Here is a 14467-nt window from a genome sequence, read left to right on the forward strand (position 1 = left end):
TTTCCGCTGAGGATCGCCCGTGTTGCGGGGGATTCGGCCACAGGCAGTGAAACGGCGTCTTTCTCCCCACTTCGCTCCAGAACCGGAAGCGGCCGCTGCGCCACGGCAGATCAGGCAGCGTACGCCACCGGCCTCGCAGCTCGCATTTCAGGGGTATACCCCTGCTTGACGTCGCTAACCGGGTCCTGACGACGGTCTGAGACAGTGAACTCAGCGCGGTTCGGGAGGAAAGATCTGCGGGAAGTAAGCAGGTCGCGAGGCAGTCTTCGACAAGTGGCGAAAACGTGGCATGAATGCGACACTGCGGCAGAAATTAAGGTGCTCTCAACAATATTGAACGGTAACGCTCAACTCTGAGATATTCCCCAGTATAGGATTGAGTCGAGCCGGAATGGACGGGCATATTAGCCTTCCATAATACTTAGGGGAGGCGGCATGCTAGGATTGCTCGATCGCGAGGTGGCACGTCGGCTTTCGCGACTCGGCGAAGGCGCTGGTCCATCCGGCTTTGACGTACCTGGAAATCTTGGAAGCGCAAACTTCGATTGGCGCACCCTGCGTGGCGGCCGCATGACCAAGTGGAAGGGCGAGGCGGCGAGCTATGCGCCAAATGTGGCGCATCTCGTCTCGAATGTCGCACGCAGTTGGGGCACCCGGCTTCTGCCGGCCGCGCTGCTGATGGGGCTTGGCGCGGGTTCGGCCAGTGGCGCCGACAGATACTGGGATGCCAACGGCACGGCACCTAACCGGGGTGGTACGGGCGTATGGGACACAAGCTCGTCTTTCTGGAGCCCCAATGGCGATGGCGTCAGCGGCCCATATACCGTCTGGAATAACGCCGCGCTCGATGATGCCATTTTCGGCGGTCCCAACGGCATCACCGCAACGGTGACGTTGAACGCGCCGATCACCGCGCATAATCTCACCTTCGACGTCAGCACCACCTATACTCTGACCGGCAGCACGCTGACGCTTGCCGGCGCGATACCGACGATCACCATCAACGGTACCGCCACGGTCAATTCGATTCTTGCCGGCAACGCCGGACTGACAAAGGCGGGCGCCGGCGTCCTGACCCTCACCGGCGCCAACACCTTCAGCGGCGGCTTGAACGTCACTGCGGGCACGCTGAACGTGAGCGGCGATTCTTCGCTTGGCGCCGCGAGCAATGGCATTGCCTTGGCGGCAGGCACCACCCTGCGAAGCACCGGCGCGCTGGCCGCTGGCCGCGTCGTGACTTTGCTCTCCGGCTCTTCCGCAATTGGTGGAGGCGTCGGCTCGGCCCACATCACCGGAGCCGGCGGCTTTACCCTAGCCGCAGCGACGACGCTGAGTGACGACACCAATGATTTCACCGGTGGGGTAGGTATCGATAGCGCCAACCTGTCCTTCACATCGATTCGCAATCTGGGCGAGGCGAGCGCCCTGGGGGCGGCGACCACGGCGGCCAACGGCGCAGTCTTCGTCCGCAATGCCTCCGCCGTTTATATCGGTAGCGGCGACACCTCAAACCGCAGCTGGAACATGGCGCCCTTCACCGGCTCCTCCGCTCTGTACAATCAGGGGACCGGCACGCTGACGGTGACCGGAGACATAGTCGCGGGGGGCGGGTATTCAGCGTCTGTCATTTTGGGTGCGCAGACCGCGGATCTGGCACTGCTGGGCGTCATCAGCAGCAATCTTGCAACTCGGCCGTTTGTATTCACCGGCGGCGGGACAAACCGCAGCATTACGTTGAATGGCGCCAACACCTTCGGCGGTGCCGTCACGATCCAGGCCGTCACCGTAAGGGCAAACGTACTGGCCGACCAGGGCGCCACCAGTTCGCTGGGGACGGGTGCCGGCGTAGGGACGATCTCGCTCAGCAACGGCGTGCTGTCCTATATCGGTACCGGAAGCAGCACCAATCGCGGGCTGTCAATCAATGGCGGCAGCAGCGTCCTCAACGACGGTACGGGCGCGCTTGCTCTTAGCGGAGCGGTTGCGTTCAATGCCGCCGCTCCGGCGGACACTTTCACTCTCGGCGGTAGCTTCGCGGGTAGTAACACCTTGTCGGGCGTGATCTCAGGCGCCGGCAACCTCGTCATGAACGGCGGCGCAGGCAATGCATGGCTGCTCAGCGGAGCCAACAGCTTCACCGGCGTGACCACCGTCACCAGCGGAACCCTGCAGGCGGGCAGCAGCCAGGCCTTCGGCACGTCGAATGCGATGGTTGTCAACGGCGGCGCGCTGGACCTGAATACCCGCGCGATCGAGGTCGCCTCGCTCGCTGGCACTGGGGGCGCCGTAGCGCTGACCGGCGCCGATCTGACAGTCAACGGCGGGGCCAGCACGAGCTATGCCGGCAGCATCACCGGCACCGGCGGCCTGGTCAAGCGCGGCACGAGCACGCTGACGCTGACGGGACAAAGCACTTACACCGGCGGCACGACGATCAATGGGGGCACGCTGGCGCTGAATTTTGCCGCGACCGCCGGTGGACCGACGAGCAACCTCATAGCCGCTTCGTCGGCGCTCAACATGGGTGGCGGCACTCTCGCCATCACCGGCGCTGCCGGTGAAGCCGACGTCCAGACCTTCAACGGTTTGAACGTCACTTCCGGCAACAACAAGATCAATGCGACCTCTGGCGCCGGCGGCAGCACAACCGTCAATTTCGGCGCCATCAACCGCACCGGCGGTCTTATCGATTTCGGCCTGCCGAGCACCGGCGCCTTCACCACCACCAATGCCGACGGCGCGCTGGGTGGGTGGGCCACGGTCAACGGGGCTGATTACGCGCAGGTGGTCGGCGGCAACATCACCGCCTTCACGGCCTATGTGAACAAGGACAATGCCGCCACCTGGGTAAACGGCGACATCGTTTCCGACCAAGGTGGTGTGGCCAATTCCCCATACACCGGCACAGTGACTGGCAGCGTAGCGTTGGGTGGTCTCAAATATACGGCCGCAAACAATTCGACTGTGACGGTCGGTGCCGGCAACACGCTGAGCGTTGACGGAGCCATCATCGTCGCTGCTTCGGTGGGTAATGCCAGCCAGACTATACAGGGGGGGTCGATCACCGGTGGAGCGGGCGGTGGTACGCTGGGCGTTATCCAGAACAGTACGGGTACAGGCACCTTCACCATTGCCTCGACCATCGTCGACAATGGCGGGGGGACCGGCTTTGCCAAGGCAGGAGCCGGCAGAGTCGCGCTCTCCGCCCTCAATACCTATACCGGCCCAACCACGATCAGCGGCGGCACGCTGTCGGTCAACACGGTTGCCAATGGCGGTCAGGCGAGCGCGATAGGCGCATCTAACAGCGCCTCCTCCAACCTCGCCATCGAGGGCGGGACGCTGCAATATACGGGCACGACTGCAACGAGCGACCGCGGTTTCACGTTGGCCACAAGCGGTGCCGTGACCGCCGGCACCATCGATGTCAGCTCTGCTGGAACCAATCTGACGTTTTCCGGTCAGGTCACCAGTCCTGACAGTGCCGGTCTCACCAAGACCGGCGCCGGTACGCTGACGCTTTCGAACGCAACCAGCAATTATTCGGGGGTGACCACTGTCAGCGCAGGCACGCTGTCGGTCGGCACGCTGGCCAATGGCGGCGTTGCCAGCGGCATCGGTGCTTCCAGCAGCGCCTCCACCAATCTGGTTCTGCAGAATGGCGGCACGCTTCAATACACCGGTGCAAACGTCACCAGCGACCGCGGCTTCACGGTGGGTACTGGTGGTGGCGTTGTTGGCGTGAGCAACGCCGCGTCGACACTGACGCTGGGCGGTACGGCGATCGGCACGGGATCCCTTACCAAGGCCGGGGTAGGCACGCTGGTGCTGTCCGGCACCAACACCTACAGCGGAGGTACCACCATCAGTGCCGGCACGCTGCGCGCCGGGTCTACCCAGGCGTTCGGGACGGGCCTGATGACGCTGGCCAACACGGCCGGCGCGACGCTGGACCTCAACGGCTTCAACGCAAGCGTGAGCGCATTACAGGGCGGCGGCCCCAGTGGCGGCAATGTCGTCCTCGGCACGGCCACGCTGACGCTGAGCGGCGGCACCGGCACCTACGCCGGTGTGATCAGCGGCACGGGCGGCGTGACGCGTAGCGGCGCTGGCGTCCAGACCATGTCGGGCTGCGGCAACACCTATTCCGGCGCAACCACAATCAATGGCAGCACCATCAGCACCGACTGCCTTGCCGACGGCTTGCAGGCCAGCGGAATCGGCGCCTCCTCTGCCGCGTCCGGCAATCTTGTCCTCACCGCTGGCGGCATTCTCAACTACACCGGCGGCTCCGTCAGCATCAATCGCGGCTTCACCCTGCAATCCGGTGACGGCAACGTGGTCGTCGCAACAGGCACGACGACGCTAGGATTCAGCGGACAGGTCACTGGGGCTGGCAGGCTGCGAAAGGGGGGCGCCGGCGTCCTGCTCTTGTCCGGCGCCAACAACTACTCTGGAGACACGGTCGTCGACGCTGGCATCTTGCGGGCGGGCTCCACCAGTGCTTTCGGCACAGGCGGCATGTTCATGCAGAACGTCGCCGGCGCAACCTTGGACCTGGCCGGCTACAATGTCTCAGTGCTTAACCTTCAGAACGGCGGACCTCTCGGGGGCAACGTGACGCTGGGATCAGGTACGCTGACAATCACCAACGGCAGCAACGCCTCCTACGCGGGTGCCATCAGTGGCACGGGCGGGCTGCGCAAGAGCGGGGGCCCAGGGGCCGCCCAGGTCCTGACGGGTTGCGGGAGTAGCTACACTGGCTCCACCGTGATCGATTCGGGCTTCCTTTACGTGACCTGCCTGGCCGACGGCGGCGCCAACAGTTCGATCGGCGCATCGAGCGCGGCAGCCAGCAATCTGGTGCTCAATGGCGGTACGCTCACCTACACCGGGCTCGGCGGCAGCACGAACCGTCAGTTCACGCTTGGCGCAGCCGGCGGCACGCTCGACGCCTCTGGCAGCGGCCCGATCAGTTTCACCAGCGCCGCTCCGGTCGCGCTTGCTGGCACCAATACCGCCCGCACGCTGACGCTTAGCGGCAGCAATACCGGCAACAACAGCCTTGCCGCGCAAATCACGGACAACGGCTCGGGAAAGACGGCGCTTACCAAAACCGGTACCGGTACCTGGGTTGTGACCAACGCCGGCAGCACCTATACCGGCGTTACCACCATCAGCGGCGGTGTGCTTGCCGTCGACAAGCTGGCCAATGGTGGACAGGCGAGTTCTGTCGGCGCGTCTTCCTCGCTCGCTTCAAATCTTGTCATCGGCAGCGGCTCGACGCTGCGCTACACCGGCGCCGGCGACACCACCGACCGCCTGTTCACGCTCTCGACCGGAACGAGCTTCATCGAATCGTCCGGCACGGGCGCGATCGTCTTCAGCAATACTGGATCGGCCGCCTATACCGGCTCTGGCAATCGCACACTGGCGCTTGGGGGCACCAATACCGGCCTCAACACTATGGGCGGCACCATCGTCGATGGTCCCGGCGGTCCAACCACGCTGGCCAAGAATGACAGCGGCACCTGGGTGCTGACGGGCAACAACACATTCACCGGCAACACAGTCGTCAATAACGGCAATCTGATGATCGGCAATGGCGGCACGTCAGGCAATGCAGGCGCCGGCAACGTGATCGTCGCCAATGCAACGTCCACGCTCTCCTTCAACCGCAGCGACACTTTTGGTTTCACGGGAACGCTGAGCGGCGCGGGCAACATCGCGCAGATCGGCACCGGCACCACAGTGCTCACCTCGGCGGGCAACACCATCGGCGGCACCACCAGCGTCAACGCGGGCACGCTGCAGGTGAACGGCGCCCTGACCACGGCGACGATCGCCATGAACGGCGCCGGCACGCTGACCGTGAACGGCACCGTGCAGGGTCCCGGCGCCACGTCGTCGACGGTGACCGGCGATGCCGGGGCGAGCACGATCAACGTCAATTTGGGCGGCACGTTGCTGGCCAATGGCGACCTCGGCGGCGGCAACGACACGGTGAGTGTCAGCGGCACGCTCAATACGGGCGCCGCCGCGCTGAACCTTGGCGCCGGAAACGACACGCTGGTTCTCAACGATGCCGCCGCGATCAGCGGTGTTGGCGTCAACGCCGGCACTGGCGGCGAGAGCGGTGCAGGCGACACGCTTCGGGTGGTCACCGCGATAAATCGCACGCTGCAGGGCGCCAGCGTCAGCGGCTTCGAGAGCCTGGACAAGCAGGGCATCGGAACGCTTACGCTTTTCGGAGATCACAGCTATAGCGGCGGGACGACGATCAGCGGCGGGGTGCTGCAGGTCGGCAATGGCCCAATAGCCGCCACGCTGAACACGCCAACTGTCGTCAACAATGGCGCTCTAAATTTCGCCCTGAACAACGACTATACCTTCGGCGGGACGATCACCGGCTCGGGAAGAGTGTCGAAGAACAATCTCGGCACGACCACGCTCACCGCGGATAATAGTTACGCTGGTACGACAACTGTCCTTGGCGGAACACTCATCGTCGACGGCAACCAGTCGGGCGCGACCGGAACCACCACCGTTGGTCCAAGTGCTACCTTGGGCGGCAAGGGAACGATAGGCGGCAGCGCGAACGTCTCCGGCGCGCTTGCCCCAGGTGCTCCCGGCAACGCCGCCGGAACCCTGACGATCAACGGCAGTCTGGGCCTCACCAGCAGCGCGGCTCTCAACTACAATTTCGGCCAGGCGAATGTGGCCGGCGGCGCCTTCAACGACCTGGTCAATGTCGGCGGCAATCTGACGCTGGACGGGACGCTGAACGTGACACAGAGCCCCGGTGGCACGTTCGGCCCTGGCGTCTACCGTGTCATCAACTATGGCGGCACGTTGACGAACAATGGCCTCAACGTCACCGACCCAAATTATGTCGTGCAGACCTCGGTCGCCAACCAGGTCAATTTGGTCAATTCGGCGGGGCTGCAACTCAGCTACTGGGACGGCGATGCCGGTCCGCACTCCAACAGCATCGTCAATGGCGGCAATGGCACATGGCGCGCCGCCGGCGACCAGAACTGGACCGACTCCACCGGCCTTTTCGCCGCTCCCTTCGCCAATGCCAGCTTCGCTATTTTCCAGGGCGCCGCGGGCACGGTGACCGTCGACAACGCCAACGGCCAGGTACAGGCCGCGGGGATGCAGTTTGCCACCAATGGCTATCTGGTCCAGGGCGGCCCGATCGAGCTGGTCGGCGGCGCGAGCATCATCCGCGTCGGCGACGGCACGGGCGCCGGTGCAGCCTACGTCGCGACGATCAATTCGAGCCTGACCGGCAACAGCCAGCTGGTGAAGACCGATCTCGGCACGCTGGTTCTCTCGGGGACCAACAGCTATACCGGCGGCACGAGCATCAATGGCGGAACAGTCCGGATCTCGCAGGACGCCAATCTCGGCAACGCAGCGGGCGGCCTGTCGTTCAGCGGCGGCACGCTGAACACGATTGCAGACATTGCGACCGGGCGCGCTGTAGCGCTGGCCGGCGCCGGCACATTCCTGACCAATGGCGGCACGACGACCACATTGACCGGAGGCATCACCGGGGCAGGCGGGCTGACCAAGGACGGCGCCGGCACGCTCGTGGTTGCCAGCGACGCCACGCATTCGGGCGGCACGACCGTCACGGCGGGCATCCTGCAGGTCGGCAACGGGGCGACGGCCGGCACGCTGGCCGGCAACGTGACCAACAACGCCGTCCTGGCCTTCAATCGTTCGGACAGCCTGACCTTTGGTGGCGCGATCACCGGCACGGGCGCCGTACGGCAGATCGGAACCGGCACCACGGTGCTGACGGCCAACAGCAGCTACAGCGGCGGCACGACGATCTCGGCTGGCACGCTGCAGCTCGGCAATGGCGGCTCTGCGGGCTCGTTCACCGGCGACGTGACGGACAACGGCACGCTGGCGTTCAACCGCTCGGATAACTTCACCTTCGGCGGCACGATCAGCGGCGCAGGCGGCTTGAGGCAGTTCGGCAGCGGCACGACCATCCTGACCGCAAACAACACGTATACGGGCAATACGGTTGTCGATGGCGGCACGCTTTTGGTCGATGGCGACCAGTCGGCGGCCACAGGCCTGACAGCCGTCAATGCAGGTGGTACGCTGGGCGGTACGGGCATCATCGGCAGTAATGTCTTTGTCTTCAATGACGGCGCATTGAACCCAGGTGATGTCGGGGCCACACCAGGAACGCTCACCATCAACGGCGGTCTGAGTTTGCTTAACGGCTCGACCCTCAACTACAATTTCGGCCAGGCGAACGTACCCGGCGGCGCCTTCAACGACCTGACTGAAGTCGGCGGCGATCTCATCCTCGACGGCACGCTCAATGTCGCCGTTTCTCCCGGGGGAACCTTTGGCCCCGGCATCTATCGGGTGATCAGCTATGACGGCGCCCTGTTCGACCATGGCCTGAATATCGGCACCATCCCTTCGCCTGACTTCTTTGTGCAGACATCAATCGATCATCAGGTCAATCTGGTCAACACGGCCGGACTTACGTTGAACTACTGGGACGGCGCGGCCGGACCGAAGAACGACGGTTTCGTCAATGGCGGGGACGGGCTCTGGCAAGCTTCGGCCGGCAACGACAACTGGACCGACAGCGCCGGTATCGTCAACGCTCCCTTCACCGACAGCGCGTTTGCCATCTTTGCCGGCGCGGCTGGAACCGTATCAGTGGACAACAGCCTGGGCGGCGTCAGCGCTTCCGGAATGCAGTTCGCCACGGGGGGCTATGTGATCCAAGGGCAGGATGTCGCGCTGGTCGGCCCGCAGTCGATCATCCGCGTCGGCGACGGCACGGCCGCCAGCGCGGCCTACAGCGCGACGATCAGTTCGAACCTGACCGGCAACACCCAACTGGTGAAGACCGATCTCGGCACGTTGCTTCTGGCCGGGACCAACAGCTACACCGGCGGCACCGCCATCAACGGCGGTACGCTGCAGGTATCGGACGACGGTAACCTGGGTGCCGCGGCCGGAGCGCTCAGCTTCGATGGCGGCACGCTGCGCAACACCGCGGCCTTCAGTTCCGCCCGCGACGTGACGCTCAATGCCGGCGGCGGCACCTTCGAGACCAATGCCGGTCTGACACTGTCGGGCCTGATCGGCGGCGCGGGCGGGTTCACCAAGACCAGCAGCGGCGCGCTTACCCTCACCGGCGCCAACAGCTACACCGGCCCGACCACGGTCTCGGCCGGCAGCCTGTTCGTCAATGGCAACCAAAGCGGGGCAACCGGGCTCACCTCGGTCCAGAGCGGCGCCACGCTCGGTGGCACCGGCACGCTCGGCGGCGACGTTACAATCGCCGACGGCGCCACGCTGTCTCCCGGTGCGGCCGACGGCACTCCAGGCACGCTCGCCATAGCCGGCAATCTGTCGCTCTCCGGCGGCTCGATCCTGAACTACAGCTTCGGCCAGGCGAATGTCGCAGGCGGCGCGCTCAACGACCTGACCACGATCGGCGGCAATCTGGTGCTTGACGGCACGCTCAACGTCTCGGTTTCGCCAGGTGGCACGTTCGGCCCCGGCGTCTACCGGGTGTTCAACTACAACGGTACCCTGACCAATAACGGGCTGTCGGTCGGGACGATCCCGTCGACGGACTATTTCGTGCAGACGGCAATCGCCAACCAGGTGAACCTCGTCAACACTGAAGGGCTGACACTGAATTACTGGGACGGGGCTGCTGGTCCGAAGTTCAACGGCGTCATCGATGGCGGCGACGGTGTGTGGCAGAATTCGACCGGCAACGACAATTGGGCAGACAGCACAGGCGCGGTCAATGCCCCCTTCACGGACAGCGCGTTCGCGATCTTCGCGGGCGCGGCAGGCACGGTAACGGTGGACAACGGCCTCGGCCAGGTCGCGGCTTCCGGCATGCAGTTCCTGACCGACGGCTATGTCATCCAGGGCGGTCCCGTCGCGTTGGCCGGCGGACCGACATCGACCATCCGTGTCGGCGACGGCACCGCGGCCGGAGCCGGCATCACGGCCACCATCGCCGCGCAACTGACCGGCAACACCCAGCTGGTCAAGACCGATCTCGGGACGCTGGTGCTGACCGGCACCAACAGCTACACCGGCGGCACCGCGATCAATGGCGGCACGCTGCAGGTCTCCGCCGACGGCAATCTCGGCGATGCGGCCGGCGCTCTCGCTTTCAACGGCGGCACGCTGCACACGACGGCGAGCTTCAACAGCGGCCGCGCGATGAACCTTCTCGGCCAAGGCACGGTGCTCACCGACGCCGGCACGACGCTGACCTGGGACGGGGCCCTGGCCGGCGCCGGCACCCTGACCAAAAGCGGCACGGGGACGATAGCCATCGCCTCGGACAGCTCGGGCTTTGCCGGCACGACGTCAATCGATGCTGGTACGCTCGCCGTCTCGGGCAGCCTGTGCGGCATCGTCAATGTGAACGCGGGCGGCCGTCTCCAGGGCACCGGCACTGTCTGTGACACCAACAACTTCGCCGGCGGCGTTATCGCGGCCGGCAATCCCGGCGTGCCTGGCACGCTGACGGTAGCCGGCAACTATGTCGGCAATGGCGGCGTGCTGGAGATCGAGACTGTGCTCGGCGGTGATGCTTCACCCACCGACAAGCTCGTGGTCACCGGCAATACGTCGGGCGCCACCGATCTGAAGGTCGTCAACCTGGGCGGCGGCGGGGCGCAGACTGTCGAAGGCATCAAGGTGGTCGACATCGGCGGGGCCTCCAACGGCACGTTCAGCCTGGTTGGCGACTATGTCTTCCAGGGCGACCAGGCCGTGGTCGGTGGGGCCTATGCATACAGGCTCTACAAGAACGGCGTCAGCACACCGGCCGATGGCGATTGGTATCTGCGCTCGGCCCTGGTCAACGGCGATCCCGATCCGCAGCCGCTCTATTCGCCCGGCGTGCCTCTGTACGAGGCCTATGAAGGGGTGCTGCAGGCCTTCAATGAACTGGGCACCATGCAGCAACGCATTGGCAATCGGTCGTGGGGCGAGGGTGCTACGCCGCAAGGTGCGGACCTGCCAGGCCAGGGCTCGGTCGACGGCAAGGCGATATGGGCGCGCATCGAAGCTGCCCATGCCGAGATCAAGCCTGAGACGTCGACCTCCGGCACGATCTATGACGTGACCACCTGGAAGCTGCAGGCCGGCGTCGATGGCCTGCTGCACGAAAGCGACGCCGGTACCCTGATCGGAGGGATTACGGCCCACTACGGAACCGCGTCGTCGGACGTCTCCTCGATCTTCGGGGCAGGGTCGATCGCTGCCACCGGCTACGGCGTCGGCAGCACGCTCACCTGGTTCGGCAGCGGTGGCTTCTACGTCGACGCGCAGGCTGAGGCGACATGGTATGACAGTGACATCCGGTCGGCCACGCTGGGCACCACGCTTGCGGACGGCAACAACGGTTTCGGCTACGGGCTGAGCATCGAGACCGGACAGAAGATCGCCCTCAACGGCAACTGGTCGCTGACGCCCCAAGCCCAGCTTGCCTATTCCTCGGTCGACTTCGACGCGTTCACCGACCCGTTTGGCGCCGTCGTGTCGCCCGGCAGCAGCAACAGTCTCGTCGGCCGCCTCGGCCTCTCCGCGGACTATGAAGACCAGTGGGTGGACGATGCGGGGCAAGTCAGCCGCACGCACATCTACGGGCTCGGCAACCTTTACTACGACTTCCTCGACGGAAATGATGTCGATGTGTCTGGCACGAAACTGGTCAGCGAAAATCAGGCGCTGTGGGGCGGTGTCGGCCTTGGTGGCTCGCTGAGCTGGGCGGACGGTCGCTACGCCGTCTTCGGAGAAGGGACAGCGCGGACAAGCCTCAAGGATTTTGGCGATAGCCACGCCCTGGGCGCCAAGCTCGGGTTCGCTGTGAAATGGTAGCGGCGATCAAGCTGGACATGTCGACTTTGGCTTGAGGGTCGTGTCCGGCACGGCTATGGAATCCGGACTTGCGGGCCACCCGACTCGTCGCCCTCGGACGTTTCCTTACCGGCTGCCGGCATCAAGTGCCAGGCTCGCATCCGAAGCACCCTGGCGGTCGATCACAGGGATGCCAGCGCGCTGGACATGCGCTCCAGTCCTTGGCGCAACAGAGGACGCGGGCAGCCGACATTCAGGCGAATGAAGCCTTCGCCGCCAGGCCCATAGACGCGGCCGTCATAGAGATTAACCCCGGCCCGATCGACAAAGAATTTCTGAATTCCACCCACTCGGCGATCGAGCGCGCACGCATCCAACCACACCAGAAACGATGCGTCGGGCCGCGTGGGCGTGATGCCTGGAAGGTGTTCACCGGCGAACTCGCAAACCAGATCGATGTTGCCGGCGATGTAGTGCGTGAGTTGGTCGAGCCACGGCGCGCCGCTGCTGTAAGCAACCTCCAAAGCCAGGCGGCCGAAAAAGTTCGCATTCACCATGAATGACGCCTGCATTGCGGCAAGAAGCGCCTCGCGGCGCTTTTTGCTGGCTACCGAAATGGTTGCCGAAGGAACCCCGGCAAGATTGAAAGTCTTCGTTGGAGCGGTGCAGATGAACGATTTCTCGGCAGCATCTTCCGAGATGGAGGAGAAGACGATGTGGGGGCGATCCGACAACCTTATGTCGCAGTGAATGTCGTCGGATATCACCAGGATCCCATGACGCTCGCAGATGTCGTTGAGCGCCGCCAATTCTTCGCGTGTCCAGGCCATTCCGGCAGGGTTGTGAGGATTGCACAGCAGGAATGCCTTGGCGCCGCCGGCCGCCAGTTTCTCGAAATCCTCGAGATCGAGCTCATATCTGTTGTTCTGCAGCCTCAGCCGGTTCGTAAGCAGAACGCGGCCGTTTCCCTGAACCACTTCGAAATAGGGCGAGTACACGGGCGACTGCACAATGACGCCGTCACCGGGCTTGGTGAAGGTTCGCAGTATCGCATCCACCGACGGCATGATCGCCGGCGCGGGAAGCAAGGTCTCCAGTTTCGGCGACCAGTTGTGCCGGTGCGCGAACCACGATTGCACGATCTCATAGTGGCGCGGATCGCGGCGTGTGTAGCCGTAAATGCCATGCTCCGCAGCCTCGCGCAGTCGCGCGATGACGGTTTCCGGAGCGCGGAAGTCCATATCCGCCGTCCACAGCGACAGCAGGTCCTGGCCCTCGACCTGGGGAGAGAACTCGTCCCACTGGTTGGCCCATTTGACGGATCCGAACTGCTGACGGTCGTGGATCTGGTCGAAATCTATTCCCGCGATATGTCGTTGCCCAAGCGCCGATGCGGGCGTGTCTGCACAAGCCATTTGATAGTCACCTTGCCGCGGGCATTGCTTGTGGCATCATCAGCGCCTCCTAGGATTTGTGGCCACGCGCCAATTGGCGCTCCACAGATTGCGAGTAACGCGACATGCCGAAGCAAAAGCTCCAGTAGACCAGCCCCGCAAAGAGGTAGCCGGTTGATGAGATCGTCGGGCCTGCCCAGTTCGGATCGACGCGCGCCGTTTCGACGGCCTTCAGGAAATCCGCGATGCCGACGATGGCGACCAGAGTCGTGTCTTTGAACAGACCGATGAAGGTCGAGACGATGCTCGGTATGACGATCGTCAACGCCTGAGGGAGGACGATCAGGCGCATCATGTCGAAGTAGCCGATCCCGAGCGCCTTGGCCGCTTCGTATTGGCCCTTCGGGATCGCCTGAAGGCCGGCTCTCACGACCTCGGCCATATAGGCGGACGAGAACAACGATATCGCGATGAGCGGGCGCAACAGACGATCAGGCGTCAGATAATCCGGGACGAAGAGCGGCATCATGAAGTTCGCCATGAACAACACTGTGATAAACGGCACGCCGCGGACGACTTCGATGAACGTGACGCAAACCGTCTTGACGAAAGGGAGTTCCGACCTGCGTCCAAGCGCCAGGATAACCCCGATCGGAAGCGAGAAGACGATACCCACGATCGACATCAGCAACGTGATCAAGAGACCGCCCCAGAGCGTCGTATCGATGACAGGCAAATGAAGCCAGGCAACGCCGCGCACGAGAACGAACGCGGCCACGGGGTAGACGAGGAAGAACAGCAACGCCGCCACTTTGCGCCGCGGAGCCTTCGTCCACAGGAGCCAAACGATGAGGATGGCGCCGATCGCCTGCGCAAGGTCCACCCGCCACCGCTCGGAAACCGGATACGCGCCGTATCGCAGGTAGTCGAACTTCTCGGCGATGAAAGGCCAGCAAGCCCCCTGGCTGTTCGCACGGCAAGCTTCGTGGCCGCCGCTCCAGACCGCGTTGAAGATCGCAAAGCTCAGGAAGTGATGCAGCGGCCACGTGGCGAGGAGGACAAAGCATATTGTCAGCGCGCCTGAAGACGGCGTCGAAAACAGGTTCCTTTTCATCCAGCTCACTGGACCCGGTCGAACGTCCGCGGGAGGCGCCATGGCTGGTATGAGCGCGCTGATGTCAACTGGCGAA

3 protein-coding genes are annotated in these 14467 nt (G+C 64.1%); 1 reads left to right on the forward strand and 2 read right to left on the reverse strand.

The genetic code is table 11. From position 1 onward, the window contains the following. Positions 1-570: 570 nt before the first annotated feature. On the forward strand, positions 571-11904 hold the full coding sequence (locus tag X728_RS1000000170360; protein WP_023831740.1) for an autotransporter-associated beta strand repeat-containing protein: 11334 nt from the start codon (positions 571-573) through the stop codon (positions 11902-11904). A 161-nt stretch (positions 11905-12065) separates the two neighbouring features. Here X728_RS1000000170360 and X728_RS151640 read toward each other — a convergent pair whose 3' ends face one another. Then, a complete protein-coding gene (locus X728_RS151640; protein ID WP_050589912.1) occupies positions 12066-13298 on the reverse strand; it encodes a MalY/PatB family protein in 1233 nt (410 codons plus the stop codon). 49 nt (positions 13299-13347) lie between these two features. Then, positions 13348-14433 carry an amino acid ABC transporter permease gene (locus X728_RS151635; protein ID WP_245266149.1) on the reverse strand — a complete coding sequence of 362 codons (1086 nt, stop codon included), beginning with the start codon at positions 14431-14433 and terminating at the stop codon, positions 13348-13350. Positions 14434-14467: the final 34 nt, after the last annotated feature.

Source organism: Mesorhizobium sp. L103C119B0, from assembly GCF_000502235.1.
Taxonomy (GTDB): domain Bacteria; phylum Pseudomonadota; class Alphaproteobacteria; order Rhizobiales; family Rhizobiaceae; genus Mesorhizobium.